The sequence below is a fragment of the Caenimonas sedimenti genome, from assembly GCF_007833165.1.
Taxonomy (GTDB): domain Bacteria; phylum Pseudomonadota; class Gammaproteobacteria; order Burkholderiales; family Burkholderiaceae_C; genus Ramlibacter; species Ramlibacter sedimenti.
Genome location: NZ_VOBQ01000017.1, coordinates 166,473 through 182,073, shown reverse-complemented (window position 1 = coordinate 182,073; position 15,601 = coordinate 166,473). Strand labels below are relative to the sequence as shown.

The window sequence follows — 15,601 nt, the reverse complement described above, 5'->3', positions numbered from 1 at the left end:
CAGCCTCCCCCCAGCGGGGGGAGGGGCAACAGCCACATCCGTCTATCCCCCAATGGTCGCCGCGGACCAAGACAGGCACAGTCCCCGCGCAGATGTACCGTTATTTCCGCGCTATCGACCCGGGCCGCAGCCTGGCCACCGCCGTGGCCTGGCTCGCGGTGGTGCTGTCGCTGGCGATCGCGCTGGCGCTGATGGCGGTGGGCGACTACGCCACCAACAGCATGCTGGCCCAGCGGGACGCCGCGATGCAGCGCTTCGCCAATGACTATGCCGCCGAGCTGGAGAAGGCCATCGCCAGCCAGCAGCGCGCGGCGGGGAAACTCGGCGTGCTGCCGCCGCCAGCGCGCTTGGCCGCCGCCGCCGCCGCGGCGCGACAAAAGTCCAAGCCCGATCCGCGCGCGCGGGTGCTGCTCGTCGAAACCCGGCGCGTCGTCTTCGAGGAACCGGAAAGTCCAACGACCCGGAGGCCGCCCCCCAGCCCCCATGACGTGACGCTCGTCCCCGATGCGGGCGAGGGGCCCCGGTTGGTCGTGGTGACGGCGCCGCCTGCCGCGGCACCGGCGCTGGCCGCCCTGGGCCTGCAGGTGGCCGTGGTGCAGCATGCCGACGAGCTCGGCCAGGGCGGGGGGCTGGAGGAGAAGCTGACCGCGATCTCCATCCTCCTCAGCATCACGGCCGCCTTGATCGGCGCGGCCTTCGCGCGCCGCCTGACGCGCCGGCTCGGCGAGCTGACGACGCAGGTGCAACGGGTGGCGCGGCAGGAGGCCGAAGGCATTCGCGAACCGGCGGGGCGCGACGAGGTGGCCCTGCTGGGCCGCGCCTTCAGCCGCCTGCTGGAGGCCTTGCGGCGCGAACGCGACGAGCTCGACCTGCTCACCCAGGAACTCGAACAACGCGTGCAGGCCCGCACGCGCGAGGTGGAGCGCCTGGCCGCCGACAGCCGCTACGCCGCCGTGGTGCGCGAGCGCCTGCGGCTCGCGCGCGACCTGCACGACACGCTGGCCCATTCGATGATGGAGATGCTGGTGCAGGTCCGCACGCTGCGCACGCTGCACGCGCACGACCCCGCCAAGCTCGGCGACGAGCTGGCCCGCGCCGAGGAAGTCGCGCACGAGGGGCTGAAGGAAGCGCGCGAAGCGGTGAGCCGCATGCGGCTGAACGCCGTGCGCGATCTCGGCCTGGGCCCGGCGCTGTCCAGCGCCGCCAACCGCTTCGCCGAGCGTTCGGGGCTGGAGGTGCGCTTCGCGGCGGATCCGAAGGCGGCGAGCTTCGCCGATCCGCGCGCCGAGACGCTGTTCCGCATCGCCGAGGAAGCGCTGCGCAACATCGCGCGTCACTCGGAGGCGGGCAGCGTGGACATCACCCTGCGTGACCTGGAGGACGGCGCCATCGAGCTGGCCATCGTCGATGACGGCGTGGGCTTCGACCCCGCCGCGCCGCACCCCGGGCACTACGGCGTGGTGGGCATCCGCGAGCAGGCGCAGATGATCGGTGCCGAGCTGACCCTGTGCAGCGCGCCGGGCGAAGGAGCCCGCGTGCAGGTGCGATTGCCGGTGGGCCCGGAAATGGGCAGCCTGTTCGATCCGGAGTCGGCGCCGGCCGAGCTGTCATGAAGCGCACATGAATCCAGCCATGCACGAGGCGATGACGCGAGTCATCCCACCCGAGGGGACCGCGGCGGCGGCCGCGGCTCCCGTGGAGACTCGCCCAGCCGCCCTGCTGCTGCCCTGGACCGAGGAGCTGGAGGACGACGCGCCGCCGGGCCCCGCTTTCCGCTGGGTGCAGTTGGGGATGGCCATCGTCTGCATGGCCGCCATCGCCAACCTGCAATACGGCTGGACGCTCTTCGTCGACCCGATCTCGAATCGCTTCGGCTGGAGCCATGCCGCGATCCAGACCGCATTCGCCGTGTTCGCGTTGCTGCAGACGTGGTCTGTACCGATGGAGGGCTACCTCGTCGACCGCTACGGCCCGCGCCCGATGGTGCTGGCCGGCGGGCTGCTGTGCGCGACGGGCTGGGTGATGAATGCGTTTGTCGATTCACTGCCGCTCCTCTATCTCGCGGCCGCCGTCACCGGCATCGGCGCCGGCGCGGTGTACGGCACCTGCGTGGGCACGGCGCTCAAGTGGTTCCCCGATCGCCGCGGTCTCGCCGTCGGCCTGGTCACCGCCGCCTTCGGCGCCGGGTCCGCACTCACCTTGATCCCGATCACGGACGTGATCGCGAATCGCGGCTTCGAGGCCGCCTTTCTCTGGTTCGGGCTCGGCCAGGGGCTGCTGGTGATGGCACTGGCGCTCGGCCTGGAAGACCCGAACCGGTTGCTGCCGCAGTTGGCGGCGCCGCCGCAGCCCTCACCGCACGTGCCGCAGTCGCAGCGCGACTTCACGCCCGCCGAGACGCTGCGCCAGCCTGTGTTCTGGGTGATGTACCTGATGTTCGTGCTGGTCGCCGCCGGCGGCCTGGTGGCCACCGCTCAGCTGGTGCCCATTGCCCGTGCGTTCGGCATCGGCGATTCGCCCGTGGCGATCGCGGGACTGGTGCTGCCGGCGCTCACCTTTGCGCTCGCTCTCGACCGCGTGCTGAATGGCGTCACGCGCGTGTTCTTCGGCCTGGTGTCGGACCGCATCGGCCGCGAGGAGACCATGGTCATCGCCTTCTCGCTGGAGGCCCTGGCGATCCTGGCGCTGTATGACCTGGGCGCGCATCCGCTGGGTTTCGTGCTGCTCACCGGCGCGCTGTTCTTCTGCTGGGGCGAGATCTACACGCTGTTTCCGGTGACCTGCGCCGACACGTTTGGGTCGCGCTATGCGGCGGCCAATGCGGGTCTGCTGTACACCGCCAAGGGCGTGGCATCGCTGGCCGTCCCGGTGTCGAGCGCGATCGTGGCGGCCACGCATGACTGGCATGGGGTGTTCCTGGCGGCAGGGGTGATGACAGCGGTGGCGGCGTTGCTGGCGTGGTTTGTGTTGCGGCCGTTGCGGAGGAAGCTCCTGACCGCGTAACGCAGCTGGGGTTCGCCTGCGGGCTCACCCCAGCCTACGAGGCTGGCGAGGCCGTGACGTCTCATGCGCGAGCCACCGCGGAACCGGCTTTGCCGGGCTGCTGGCGGGGGTGGGCCTTACACCCGTCTTTGCCGCAACGCAATCACCGCCAGCTCCGTCCGGCTGTGCGCATGCAGCTTGTCCATGATGCGGCTCACATGGTTCTTGATCGTGCCTTCGGCCAGGAACAGCAAGGCGGCGATCTGCTTGTTCGACTTGCCTTCGGAGATCAGCTGCAGGATGCGGCCTTCCTTGTCGCTCAGGTCGCCGGTCTGGTCTTCGGGGTCCGCGCCACGCAGCACGGGCGGCGGCGTGGCATCCTGCATGCGCCGGAACTCGTCGAGCACCTTGCGGGCGATCTGCGGCGTGAGGCGCGACTCGCCGCGGTGCACGGCCCGTACGGTGTCCACCACCTCCTGCTCCGTCGCGTCCTTCAGCAGGTAGGCCACGGCACCGGCGCGCACCGCGTCGAACACGGTCTGCTCCGCTTCCATGGTGGTCAGCACCAGCACGCGCGTCTGCGGCAGCGACACGGTGATCTCGCGGGTGGCGCCCACGCCGCCTTTGCGCGGCATGTGCAGGTCCATCAGCACCACGTCGGGGCGGAGCTTCTGCGCCTGCTCGATGGCCTCGAGCCCGTCGCCGGCCTCGCCGACCACGTCGAGGTCCGGCTCCATCGACAGCATCAGCAGCAGGCCGCGCCGCACCAGCGGCTGGTCGTCGACGATCAGCAGGCGGATGCGGGGCGCAGCGGCGGAACGGTCGGTGGCCATGCGCTGCAATATACCCGTCGCAGGTGCGCCATTGGCGCGGGCTGGCTCGACGGCCAGGCGCGCATTCATGCGGCGAGTCCGGCGGCGCGTTGCCGCCGCGTCAGCCGGCAAAGCGTCTCGGCCGACAGGTTCAGGTGCGACGCCACATCCTTCTGCGGCAACCGTTCGACCAGTTCGGGATGCCGGTCGGAAAACTGCAGGACGCGCGTCGCCGCATCCAGCATCAGCAGCGTCACCGCATGTTCCGCGATCGCGCTGGCGACGGCGACCAGCTGCGTGTGGAAAGCGCGCTCCGCCGCCGGATGCCGCTCCAGGAAAGCACACCACTCGGCCATGGGCAGCGAGACGACCAGACTGCGGGCGGCGCACACCACCGCGTAGCGGGCGGGTGCGCGCTGCTGCCAGGCGTCCCAGCAAGTCTCCAGATCGCCCTCGCCGGCGAAGTGCAGCGTCATCTCGCGCCCGTCCGGGCCGGTCACCACACGCTTGAGCAATCCCTCGATCACGAAAAACTGCCGCAGCTCGCCGCGGCCGGGTTCCAGCAGGCGCTCGCCACGCACCCCTTCGTGCACGACGAGCAGCGCCGCGAGTTCGGCCTGCGCCGCCTCATCGAGGGGCTGCAACGCCGCCTGGCCCCGCAGCTTCAGGCGGATGGTGTTGCGCAGCGCGTGGAGGGAGAGTGGGCAGGTCATGGGCCCACTGTAGGCAGCACGGGTTACATGCACCGATGCGGAACGTCATCGCGCACCGGGGCCGTGCGTCACGAAACGGGGATGACCAAAGTCACGATCAGCCTGCGGGAAAACCCACCGCCAAGCATGAGCGCGCCTTCAGATCTTGCCCTTTTGCCGCAAGCGCGACAGCGTCTCCGGCGTGAGGTTCAAGTACGACCCGAGTTGCTTCTGCGGGATCCGGTCGACCAGCGCCGGATGCTTGCGCGCGAAGCGGTGCACGCGCCCCGGCGCATCCAGCAGGTGCAGCGTGATCGTGTGCGCCATGATCTCGCTCATGATGCGCATGACCTCGAGTTCGAAGGCCGCCTTGGCCCGCGGCCGCGACTCCAGGAAAGCCGCCCAGTCGGCCAGCGGCATGCGCGCCACGCGTACCTTGGTGACGCAGACGATGCCGTAGGGCGTGGGCGTGCCCAGCCGCCACGCGGCGTAGCTCGTCTCCACGTCGCGCTCCTCGGCGAAGCGCAGGATCATCTCCTTGCCTTCCGGGTTGGCGACCACACGCTTCAGGATGCCGTCGATCAGGAAGTACTGCTCCATCTCGCGCACACCCTGGTACAGCAGGAAGTCGCCCTTGCTGCCGTCGAAGATGGACAGGTGCGGCTCGAGCTCGGCGCGGGCGGCGTCGTCGAGTTCCGCCAACACGCCGTTCTGCTTCAACTGCAGCCGGATGACATTGCGTTCGGGATGCTGGGCCAGCTGGGTCATGTACTCCGCATTTCTCGAAACTTGACCGCGGTCAACGGGCAAAGTCGCCTGCCCGAATGATATTCGTCCGCACGCCGGGCCCCGCAATGCCAACGGCGCAGAGCAGCCAAGACCCACGAAGACGACACCGCGCACAAGGAGCCCCATGTCATCCGTCCTCGACAACCCCAAGGCCACGATTCAAGAGGTCGCGACCACGCAGCCGCGGGCCCAGACCGACGGCTTCCACCTCGTGATCGACGCCCTCAAGCTGAACGGCATCGAGACCATCTACGGCCTGCCCGGCATCCCGATCACCGACCTCACCCGCATGCTGCAGGCCGAGGGCATGCGCATGATCTCGTTCCGCCACGAACAGCACGCGGGCAACGCCGCGGCCGCCGCCGGCTTCCTGACCGCCAAGCCCGGCATCTGCCTCACCGTGTCGGCACCGGGCTTCCTGAACGGGCTCACCGCGCTGGCGAATGCCACCGTCAACTGCTTTCCCATGATCCTGATCAGCGGCTCGAGCGAGCGCGAGATCGTCGACCTGGCGCAGGGCGACTATGAAGAGATGGACCAGCTGAACGTCGCCAAGCCGTTCTGCAAGGCCGCCTTCCGCATTCTTCACGCGCAGGACATCGGCGTGGGCATCGCACGCGCCATCCGCACCGCGCTGTCGGGCCGTCCCGGCGGCGTGTACCTCGACCTGCCGGCCAAGCTGTTCCCGCAGACGATGGACGCCGAGGCGGGCCGCAACTCGCTGATCAAGGTGGTCGACCCGGCGCCGAAGCAACTGCCCGCGCCGGAATCCGTGCAGCGCGCGCTCGACCTGATCAAGGGCGCGAAGCGGCCGTTGATCCTGCTGGGCAAGGGGGCCGCCTACGCCCGCGCCGACGCCGAGATCCGCGCGTTCGTCGAGAAATCCGGCATCCCTTACCTGCCCATGTCGATGGCCAAGGGTTTGCTGCCCGACACCCATGTGCAATCGGCCGGTGCCGCGCGCTCCTACGTGCTGGCGGAAGCCGACGTCGTGGTGCTGGTCGGCGCGCGCCTCAACTGGCTGCTGTCGCACGGCAAGGGCAAGACCTGGGGCGCGGAGAAAGGTGCCAAGCAGTTCGTGCAGATCGACATCTCGCCCACCGAGATGGACAGCAACGTGCCGATCGCCGCGCCGCTGGTCGGCGACATCGGCTCCTGCGTGTCGGCTCTATTGGCGGGCATGGGCAAGGACTTTCCCAAGCCGCCTTCGGGCTGGACCGGCGGCATCGCCGAGCGGCGCGACAAGAACCTCACCAAGATGGCGGGCACGCTGGCGGCGGACCCATCGCCGATGAACTTCCACAGCGCGCTCTCGGCGATCCGCGACAAGTTCAAGGAACGGCCGGACATGATCCTGGTGAACGAGGGCGCCAACACGCTCGATTTCGGGCGCAGCATCATCGACATGTACGAGCCGCGCAAGCGCCTCGACTGCGGCACCTGGGGGATCATGGGCATCGGCATGGGCTTCGCGGTGGCGGCGGCCGTCGAGACGGGCAAGCCCGTGATCGCGGTGGAAGGCGACAGCGCCTTCGGCTTCTCCGGGATGGAGGTCGAGACGATCTGCCGCTACAACCTGCCGGTCTGCATCGTCGTCTTCAACAACAACGGCGTCTACAAGGGCACCGACCGCAATCTCGGCGGTGGCGCGGACCCGGCGCCGACGGTATTCGTCAAGGGCGCGAAGTACGAGCTGATGATGGAAGCCTTCGGCGGCAAGGGCGTGGTGGCGAACACCCGCCAGGAGCTCGCGAAGGCGCTGGACGAGGCGGTGGCGAGCGGCCGGCCGACGCTGATCAACGCGATCATCGACGAGACCGCGGGCACCGAGAGCGGCCGCATCACCAGCCTGAACCCGGCCAAGGCCAGCAAGACCTGACCCGCGCAGCGGCACCGGACCACGCGGAATAGCATGCACCTCCCTTCGAGGAGGAACCGGCTTTGCCGGGCCTCCTCGAACCGATCAAGCCACTGACAAATCGCGCAGCGATTTGCCAGTGAAGACAGTCTAGGGTTAACCCTAGTACAATGACTCCCAGTTGGTTTCAAATCACTGGGAGTCTTCCTTGTTTCAGCTGCTCGCCCTGTCCGCCCCGCTCCGCTCCTCGCGCGCCTTTGCCGTGCTGGAGCGCTTCGGCATCGAAGTTTCGACGCTGCTCGACGCGCTGACGAGCCCGGTCCAGTTCGTGGCCGAGGTCGAAGCAGAGCATTGCAAGCCCGGCAGCCGCAAGCAACGCCTGGCGTAAACACCGCAGCACCAGATCCACCCCCATCCCAAAGGCGCCGGCGAGGCAACTCGCCGGCGCTTTTTCTTTTGGCCCACCGCAGGCCGAAGGCGCCCCCCGGGTCAACCCGCACCCCGGCAGTGACTCTCGTCACGACCTCCGCCCGCCGAACCGGAATCTTGACTTCGGTCAACAGCATTTCCAAACCGCGGGGCGGACCATCTGCCGCACTCCAAGGGGTCCGCGCCGTGCGGCCCTCCCCGCAGGAGCCACAGCAACTTCAGGAGACAAGGCAATGAAAGCAGCAAGACTCAAGCGCGCCATCGTCACGGCCATCGCGGCCTCCTTCGCAGTCGCCGCTCCGGCCTGGGCCTGGGAGCCCACCAAGGCGGTGGAATTCGTCGTGCCCGCGGGCACCGGCGGCGGCGCCGACCAGATGGCCCGGCTGATCCAGGGGATCATCGTCAAGCACAAGCTGATGAAGGAGTCGATGGTCGTCGTCAACAAGTCGGGCGGCGCCGGCGCCGAAGGCTTCCTCGACGTGAAGAACGCCAAGGGCGACCCGCACAAGATCATCATCACGCTGTCCAACCTGTTCACCACGCCGCTCGCCACCGGCGTGCCCTTCGGCTGGAAGGACATGACGCCGGTCTCGATGATGGCGCTCGACCAGTTCGTGCTGTGGGTCAACGCCGCCACGCCCTACAAGAACGCCAACGAGTTCGTGGCCGCCGTCAAGACCGCCGGCCCGCTGAAGTTCAAGATGGGCGGCACCGGCTCGAAGCAGGAGGACCAGATCCTCACCGTGGGCTTCGAGAAGGCCACCGGCACCAAGTTCATCTACGTGCCCTACAAGGGCGGCGGCGAGGTCGCGGTGCAGCTGGTGGGCAACCACATCAACGCCACCGTCAACAACCCGATCGAGGCCGTCGCCCAATGGCGCTCCGGCGCGCTGCGGCCGCTGTGCGTGTTCGACGACGAGCGCATGCCCTACAAGTCGAAGATCACCGACACGCAGTCCTGGAACGACATCCCGACCTGCAAGGAAGCCGGCGTGCCCACCGATTACGTGATGCTGCGCGGCATCTTCATGGCGCCGGGCACCACGCCCGACCAGCTGGCCTTCTACGTCGACCTGCTGAAGAAGGTCCGCGAGACGCCGGACTGGAAGGAGTACATGGAGAAGGGCGCCTTCAACACCACCGCGATGTCCGGCGCCGACTTCCAGAAATGGCTCACCACGGCCGAGGCCCAGCACCGCACGCTGATGACCGAAGCCGGCTTCCTCGCCCCCAAGCAGTAGCACCACCCCGCCCGACGGAGAGCATCCCCATGCATGAACAACCCGCAGGCGAGGCGAAGAGCCTGGCCACCAACGCCACCGTCGACGCCGTCGTCGCGGCGCTGCTCACCCTGGTGGGCATCGTCGTGATGGTCCAGGCGCGCAAGCTCGGCGCCGGCTGGGCCAGCGACGGCCCCGGCGCCGGCTACTTCCCGTTCTACATCGGCGGACTGCTCACCGTCGGCGGCGTCGGCATCCTGTACCAGTCGTTGCTGTCGAAGAAGGCCGACAAGGGCAGCTTCGTCGACGCCTGGCAGATGAAGCAGATCCTGTCGGTGCTGCTGCCCTCGACGGCATTCGTCGGCGTGATCATGGTGGTCGGCATGTACGTCGCGGCCGCGATCTTCCTGGCCTGCTTCATGGTGTGGCTGGGCAAGTACTCGTGGGCGAAAAGCGTGACGCTGGGCATCGGCTCCAGCGTCTTCTTCTTCGTGCTGTTCGAGATCTGGTTCAAGGTGCCCCTGGCGAAGGGCGCGCTGCAGCCGCTGGCCTTCCTGGGCTATTGAGGAGTCGACGACATGCAAGAAATCTCGGCCCTGATGCAGGGGTTCGCCGTGGTGCTGACGCCCACGAACATCGGCGTCATGTTCATCGGCATCATCCTCGGCGTGCTGATCGGCGTGCTGCCCGGACTGGGCGGTGCCAACGGGGTGGCGATCCTGCTGCCCCTCACCTTCACGATGTCGCCGACCACGGCCATCGTGATGCTCTCGTGCATCTACTGGGGCGCCCTCTTCGGCGGCGCCATCACGTCGGTGCTGTTCAACATCCCCGGTGAACCCTGGTCGGTCGCGACCACGTTCGACGGCTACCCGATGGCGCAGAACGGCCACGCCGGCCAGGCGCTGACGGCGGCGTTCACGTCGTCGTTCATCGGCGCCTTCGTCGCGGTGCTGATGATCACGTTCCTGGCGCCGATGGTGGCCAAGTTCGCGCTGAAGTTCGGGGCGCCCGAGTTCTTCGCCGTGTACCTGCTCACCTTCTGCAGCTTCGTCGGCATGGGCAAGGGCTCACCGTTCAAGGTGCTGGTGTCGATGGCGCTCGGCTTCGCGCTCGCCGCCGTCGGCATGGACACGGTCACCGGCCAGTTGCGCCTGACCTTCGGCCTGCCCGACCTGATGCGGGGCTTCGACTTCCTGATCGCGGTGATCGGCCTGTTCGGCATCGGCGAGATCCTGCTGTCGATGGAGGAAGGCCTCAACTTCTCCGGCAAGTCGGCCAAGATCAACGCCAAGGTGGTCTGGGAAACCTGGAAGAAGCTGCCGAGATACTGGGCGACTTCGATCCGCAGCTCGCTGGTGGGCATCTGGATGGGCATCACGCCCGGCGGCGCCACCCCGGCTTCGTTCATGAGCTACGGCCTGGCGAAGAAGATGAGCAAGAACGGCGACAACTTCGGCAAGGGCGAGATGGAGGGCGTGATCGCGCCCGAGACGGCGGCACACGCAGCGGGCACCAGCGCGCTGCTGCCGATGCTGGCCCTCGGCATCCCCGGCTCGCCAACGGCGGCGGTGCTGCTGGGCGGCCTGCTGATCTGGGGCCTGCAGCCCGGGCCGCTGCTGTTCGTCGAGCAGAAGGACTTCGTGTGGGGCCTGATCGCCAGCATGTACCTGGGCAACCTGGTCGGCCTGATCGTGGTGCTTTCCACGGTGCCGCTGTTCGCGTCGATCCTGCGCATTCCGTTCTCGATCATCGCGCCGCTCATCATCGTCATCTGCGCCATCGGTGCGTACACGGTGCACAGCGCGATGCTCGATGTCTGGCTGATGCTGGCGTTCGGCGTGATCGGCTACGTGTTCAAGAAGCTCGATTACCCGCTGGCGCCGATGGTGCTGGCCCTGGTGCTCGGCGACAAGGCCGAGGACTCGTTCCGCCAGGCCATGCTGATCTCGCAGGGCGAAGTCTCGATCATGTGGGCCAACCCGCTGGTGGGCACGATCACCACGCTGGCCCTGCTGATGCTGTTCTGGCCGCTGATCTCCCGGCTGATCGGGGTGGTTCGCAAGGCCAAGCCCAAGGCCGCCTTCCCTGAACAGCAGCCCGTGGACTGAAACCCGTTTTTCCGGAACTTGACCGCGGTCAACGGCAAAAGGCGGACCCGCTTCCTAGCATGGTTCCCTTCAAGCCCAAGGCCGCGCCTTCATCAACAAAGCAGGAGATTTTCATCATGACCAAACCCCTCGAGGGCATCCGCATCATCGACTTCACCCACGTGCAGGCGGGCCCGGCGTGCACGCAGATGCTGGCGTGGTTCGGCGCCGACGTGATCAAGGTCGAGCGGCCCGGCGCGGGCGACGTGACGCGCAGCCAGCTGCGCGACATCCCCGACGCCGACGCGCTGTACTTCACGATGCTGAACAGCAACAAGCGCTCGATCACGCTCGACACGAAGACGGCCGACGGCAAGAAGGTGCTGGAGAAGATGATCCAGGAGTTCGACGTGCTGGTCGAGAACTTCGGCCCCGGCGCGCTCGACCGCATGGGCTTCAGCTGGGAGCGCATCCAGCAGCTCAACCCGAAGCTGATCCACGCCTCGGTGAAGGGCTTCAGCGAAGGCCACCACTACGAGGACCTGAAGGTCTACGAGAACGTGGCGCAGTGCGCCGGCGGTGCTGCCTCCACCACCGGCTGGTGGAAGGGCGAGAACTCGGCCCCGACGATCTCGGCCGCCGCGCTCGGCGACTCCAACACCGGCATGCACCTCGCCATCGGCATCCTCACGGCCATCATCGGCCGCCAGAAGACCGGCAAGGGCCAGAAGGTGGCCGCCTCGATGCAGGACGCCGTGCTGAACCTGTGCCGCGTGAAGATGCGCGACCAGCAACGCCTGGAAAAGGTCGGCTACCTCGAGGAGTACCCGCAGTACCCGCACGAGATGGAAGCCTTCGCCGACAAGGTGACGCCGCGCGGCGGCAATGCCGGCGGCGGCGGCCAGCCCGGCTGGATCCTGAAGTGCAAGGGCTGGGAGAAGGACCCCAACGCCTACATCTACTTCACGGTGCAGGGGCACGCCTGGGAACCGATCTGCGAGGCGCTGGGCAAGCCGGAGTGGAAAACCGACCCGGCCTACACGACGCCGCGGGCCCGCCAGCCGCACATCGACGAGATCTTCGCCACCATCGAGGACTTCATCAAGGACAAGACCAAGTTCGAGGCCGTGGACATCTTCCGCAAGTTCGACATCCCGTGCGCCCCGGTGCTCTCGATGAAGGAACTGCTGCGCGACGAGTCGCTGATCAAGAGCGGCTCGATCGTCGAAGTCCCGCACAAGGTGCGCGGCAGCTACTGGACCATCGGCAGCCCGATCAAGTTCTCCGACCTGAAGCCCGAGGTGACGGCGTCGCCGCTGCTCGGCGAGCACACCGACGAAGTGCTGGCGGAACTGGGCTACACCAAGGACCAGATCGCCACCTGGCACGCCGTCGGCGTCGTCTAGCGTCCCGCGCTTCGTCCGCCGGCCCGGCAGCGCATCGGGCCCGCCATTCTCCAGCGAGCGAGGGGCCGCCCGGCACCGAGGACGGCTGACCCCGGTCCCGATCGGTGCGAGGAGACAAGACATGAAGCAAGCCATCCTGGTGGCGGGGGCGCTCGCCTGCGCCTCCGGCGCCTTCGCGCAGACGTGCGAAGGCGGCCTCTATCTCAACCCCCAGACGATCCGCGGCGAGGGCACGGCGAAAGCCGCGACCGCAGCAGCCGACCTGGCGGATTTCCTGCGCGGCAGCGGCCTGTCGGTGGCGCCCATCGTCAACATCGCCACCGCCGAGGACGTCGCGACGGCGCTGAAACGGCGCGTGCCGCCTTGCTGGGTCTATGGCAACCCGGTGGTCGGCTTTGCCTCCGGCTACCAGACGGTCGCCGTCAACAAGGACTCCATCCAGGCCGCGGTGCTGGTGGTCGCCGAAGTGGGCACGACCACGGACGCGAAGCCGGTGGAGATTTCGAAACTGCCGCCCAACGAACAGGCCCAGGTCCTCGCGAAACTGAAGGCCACCACCTGCATGGGCATCCGCAGCGGCGTCACCACGGCGCTGGTGCGGGCCGAGAAGCTTTGCGGCACCATGGTCGATGTCCAGCCGCAGCAGGGGCTGGGCCAGGCCTACCTGCCCACCAAGGCGTCGTTCCACTGGCAGCCCGATCGCTGGGTGGGCCTGGTCATGCGGGTGCAGGGCGCGAAGGCCACGAGCATGAAGTCGCTGGTCGGCGCCAACCCACGGATCCACAACGCGCGGCTCATCGTGGTGCCCACGGCGGGCGCGAGCTGGGGCTATGGCCTCTACGTGCGGGCCGATGCGCCGGCCGACGCCACGCGCAAAGCCACCAGGCTGTTCACCGGCCTGCGCGGCGCGGAGCCGGCGCTGCTGCGGGCGCTGGATGCCAACGCCCAGGCGGAGTTCGTCACGCCGCCCGACGCCGAGGTGGACGCGATGCGGCGCACCCTCGACATGAGCCTGTGAAGCTGCAGGAACTTTCCAGCTTCATCCAGGCGCGCAGCAATGTGTCACCCCGCCGGTTGGCCGCGCCCGGGCCGGGGCGCGACGAACTCGAGCAACTGCTGACCCTCGCCGCCGCCGCGCCCGACCACGGCCAGCTCGCACCCTGGCGATTCGTGCTGGTGCCGATGTCCGCCCGCGACCGGCTGGCGGATGCCTTCGGCCTCGCCTTGCTGGGACGCGACCCGCAGGCCTCGGAGGAGGAAGTGGGCCGGGCGCGCGAGAAGGCGTGGCGGGCGCCCACCTTGCTCATCGCGATCCTGCGGACCGGTGGCGACGCCGATCCCCGCATTCCCGCCCTGGAACGCGCGGTCTCCTTCGGCGCGGCGATCCAGAACGTGCTGCTCGGCGCCCAGGCCATGGGTTACGGAACGGGCCTCACCAGCGGCAAGGCCATGCCGTCAGCGCCCCTGCGCGAGCTGTGTTCGCTGGCGCCGGAAGAGCACGCGGTCTGCTGCATCAACATCGGCACGGCGGTGGCTGCCCGGGCTGCTCGCACGAACCGGCGCCAGCCTTCCGACATCCTGAGCGAGCTCGCGCCGCGGCGCGTGCTGCAAGCGGCCTGACGTCCCGCCGGATATCACTTGTGGCGCCACCCACCTGGGCGCATCATGCCCGGCATGGAAACCCAAGGCCCGGCGCGGCTGCACGCCCTCGACAACCTGCGCGCGCTGATGATGTGGCTGGGCGTCGTGCTGCACGTCGCGTTGATCCACACCGTCCACGCCAACCCGCTGCCCTGGCGCGACCCGCAGCGGACGATCGTGGCGGACATCGCCTGGACGGCGATCCACACCTTCCGCATGCCGGCCTTCTTCATCCTCGCCGGGTTCTTCGTGATGATGCTGCTGCAATCGCGCGGGCCCAAGGGTCTCGCCGAACACCGGCTGGCGCGGCTGGGCGCGCCGATCGTGGTGTTCTGGCTGCCCATCGTCATGGCTTGCGGCCTGTTCGCGGCGCTGTACATGCACCGCATGGTGCGCGGCACCTGGGGCATCGACATGAGCCTCGTGACGCCGCCGCCCGGCGTGCCAGTCGGGCCCAACCTGCTGCATCTGTGGTTCGTGTGGATGCTGCTGTGGATGAGCCTGGGGACGGCCGTCCTCGCGCAGTTCGAAGGCTTGCGGCCGCTGTTCACCGCCGCCGGCGCTTTCCTGCGCAGGCTGGCAACGTCATGGTGGGGCGTGCTGGTGCTGGCGCTGCCGCTGCAGGGCGCGGGCTGGGCCTATCCCAACGGCATCCTGGTCTCGAGCGGCCTGTTCCTGCCGCCGTTCGCGGAATGGCTGCACTACGGGACCTTCTTCGCCTTCGGTGCGGCGGCCTACACGTGGCGCGCGGAACTGTTCCCGGTCTGGGAAAGGCGCTGGTGGGTCTTCGCGGGGCTGGGGCTGGCCGCCTACCTGGCGGCGGGCGCCATGATGGAGCGCCGCTCGCCAGCCTCCGACCTCGCGTTCGTGCAAGGCTGTGCCTCCTGGCTCTGGAGCTTCGCCGCCATCGGGGCGGCGTTGCGCTTCCTGCCGGCCAGCAACAAGGTGCTGGCTTACCTGTCGGACAGCTCGTACTGGGTCTACATCCTGCACCTGCCGCTCACCATTGCCTTCGGGTGCGCGCTCTACGCGCTCGAATTGCCGGGCTTGCTGAAGATCGCCCTGAACATCGCGGCCACCACCGTGGTGTGCCTCGTGACCTATGAACTCTGGGTGCGGTCGACGTGGGTGGGCGAGCTGCTGAACGGCAGACGGCGGCCCTCCCGCTTCGGGCCCACACCTCAGGGCCTGGCGACGCGGTAGCGCGGCGCGGCCGCGGTGCCGACCGAGAGGTTGTTGATCACGCCCATGACGTCGTCCACCAGCAGCACCGCCTTTTCCAGCTGCTCGGCCTGCGCCTTCGATTGCACGCAACCCATCAGCGTCACCAGCCGGCGCTCGCCCAGCACCCAGACCGACGTGTCGTCGAATCGCCCGTCGAGACGGATGTACTGCTGCACGCGCGGGATGATCTCCTTGTCATAGAGGTAGGAGTTCGGCAGCCGGCACCGGCCCACGCGAAAGCAGCTGCCGCCGTGCTGCGAGCGGACGTGCGCTTCCTTCCGGACCTCTTCCTCGGTGAAGCCGGGCGGCGCCGGGACCGGGCAAGCGGGCAAGGCATTCGTCACCTGCAGGAAGGGGTCGTCGAAATGGTTCTTGCGCTCCTGGGCGTGGCTGGCGGCGGCCAGCAGTGCCATGGCGAGCATCAGCATCCGGTGGGTCGTCGTCATGGGCGCATTTTC

15 protein-coding genes are annotated in these 15,601 nt (G+C 68.3%); 11 read left to right on the top strand and 4 right to left on the bottom strand.

Features of this window, described 5'->3' with window-relative positions:
- Nucleotides 1–92: 92 nt before the first annotated feature.
- Together FN976_RS21605 and oxlT are read left to right on the top strand one after the other, a co-directional pair.
- Nucleotides 93–1,613 (top strand): sensor histidine kinase, encoded by a 1,521-nt coding sequence (locus FN976_RS21605; protein ID WP_145895140.1) that lies wholly within the window; start codon nt 93–95, stop codon nt 1,611–1,613.
- 127 nt (nt 1,614–1,740) lie between these two features.
- Nucleotides 1,741–3,003 (top strand): oxalate/formate MFS antiporter, encoded by a 1,263-nt coding sequence (gene oxlT, locus FN976_RS21600; protein ID WP_432417882.1) that lies wholly within the window; start codon nt 1,741–1,743, stop codon nt 3,001–3,003.
- A 116-nt stretch (nt 3,004–3,119) separates the two neighbouring features.
- Here the strand turns inward: oxlT and FN976_RS21595 are convergent, their stop codons facing one another.
- From FN976_RS21595 to FN976_RS21585, 3 genes are all read right to left on the bottom strand, one after another.
- On the bottom strand, nt 3,120–3,884 hold the full coding sequence (locus tag FN976_RS21595) for a response regulator (RefSeq protein ID WP_255440669.1): 765 nt from the start codon (nt 3,882–3,884) through the stop codon (nt 3,120–3,122).
- A complete protein-coding gene (locus FN976_RS21590; protein ID WP_145895138.1) occupies nt 3,881–4,507 on the bottom strand; it encodes a Crp/Fnr family transcriptional regulator in 627 nt (208 codons plus the stop codon). Before FN976_RS21590 ends, FN976_RS21595 begins: the two co-directional genes overlap by 4 nt.
- A 138-nt stretch (nt 4,508–4,645) precedes the next feature.
- Nucleotides 4,646–5,254 carry a Crp/Fnr family transcriptional regulator gene (locus tag FN976_RS21585; RefSeq protein WP_145895137.1) on the bottom strand — a complete coding sequence of 203 codons (609 nt, stop codon included), beginning with the start codon at nt 5,252–5,254 and terminating at the stop codon, nt 4,646–4,648.
- A 145-nt stretch (nt 5,255–5,399) separates the two neighbouring features.
- Here FN976_RS21585 and oxc point away from each other — a divergent pair, with 145 nt between their 5' ends.
- The 9 genes from oxc to FN976_RS21540 all read left to right on the top strand — a co-directional run bounded on the left by oxc (nt 5,400) and on the right by FN976_RS21540 (nt 15,122).
- Nucleotides 5,400–7,154: an oxalyl-CoA decarboxylase gene (oxc, locus tag FN976_RS21580; protein WP_145895136.1), complete on the top strand. Its 1,755-nt coding sequence runs from the start codon at nt 5,400–5,402 to the stop codon at nt 7,152–7,154.
- A 187-nt stretch (nt 7,155–7,341) separates the two neighbouring features.
- The gene (locus FN976_RS21575) at nt 7,342–7,521 is read left to right on the top strand and encodes a hypothetical protein (protein WP_145895135.1); all 180 of its coding nucleotides are present in this window, start codon (nt 7,342–7,344) and stop codon (nt 7,519–7,521) included.
- A gap of 274 nt (nt 7,522–7,795) precedes the next feature.
- Complete coding sequence (locus FN976_RS21570; protein ID WP_145895134.1) at nt 7,796–8,803, top strand: Bug family tripartite tricarboxylate transporter substrate binding protein; 1,008 nt, start codon at nt 7,796–7,798, stop codon at nt 8,801–8,803.
- Nucleotides 8,804–8,832: 29 nt separating this feature from the next.
- A complete protein-coding gene (locus FN976_RS21565) occupies nt 8,833–9,348 on the top strand; it encodes a tripartite tricarboxylate transporter TctB family protein (RefSeq protein ID WP_145895133.1) in 516 nt (171 codons plus the stop codon).
- A 12-nt stretch (nt 9,349–9,360) separates the two neighbouring features.
- Nucleotides 9,361–10,893: a tripartite tricarboxylate transporter permease gene (locus tag FN976_RS21560; protein WP_145895132.1), complete on the top strand. Its 1,533-nt coding sequence runs from the start codon at nt 9,361–9,363 to the stop codon at nt 10,891–10,893.
- Nucleotides 10,894–11,009: 116 nt separating this feature from the next.
- Nucleotides 11,010–12,278, top strand: coding sequence for a formyl-CoA transferase (gene frc, locus FN976_RS21555; RefSeq protein WP_186511073.1), 1,269 nt, complete (start codon nt 11,010–11,012; stop codon nt 12,276–12,278).
- A gap of 121 nt (nt 12,279–12,399) precedes the next feature.
- On the top strand, nt 12,400–13,296 hold the full coding sequence (locus FN976_RS21550) for a hypothetical protein (RefSeq protein WP_145895131.1): 897 nt from the start codon (nt 12,400–12,402) through the stop codon (nt 13,294–13,296).
- A complete protein-coding gene (locus FN976_RS21545) occupies nt 13,293–13,898 on the top strand; it encodes a nitroreductase family protein (RefSeq protein WP_255440666.1) in 606 nt (201 codons plus the stop codon). The genes FN976_RS21550 and FN976_RS21545 overlap by 4 nt, the downstream gene beginning before the upstream one ends.
- 54 nt (nt 13,899–13,952) lie before the next feature.
- Nucleotides 13,953–15,122 (top strand): acyltransferase family protein, encoded by a 1,170-nt coding sequence (locus tag FN976_RS21540; protein ID WP_145895130.1) that lies wholly within the window; start codon nt 13,953–13,955, stop codon nt 15,120–15,122.
- Here FN976_RS21540 and FN976_RS21535 read toward each other — a convergent pair.
- Nucleotides 15,101–15,589 (bottom strand): BON domain-containing protein, encoded by a 489-nt coding sequence (locus tag FN976_RS21535; protein ID WP_145895129.1) that lies wholly within the window; start codon nt 15,587–15,589, stop codon nt 15,101–15,103. The two genes, FN976_RS21540 and FN976_RS21535, sit on opposite strands and share 22 nt — an antisense overlap.
- Nucleotides 15,590–15,601 lie beyond the last annotated feature (12 nt).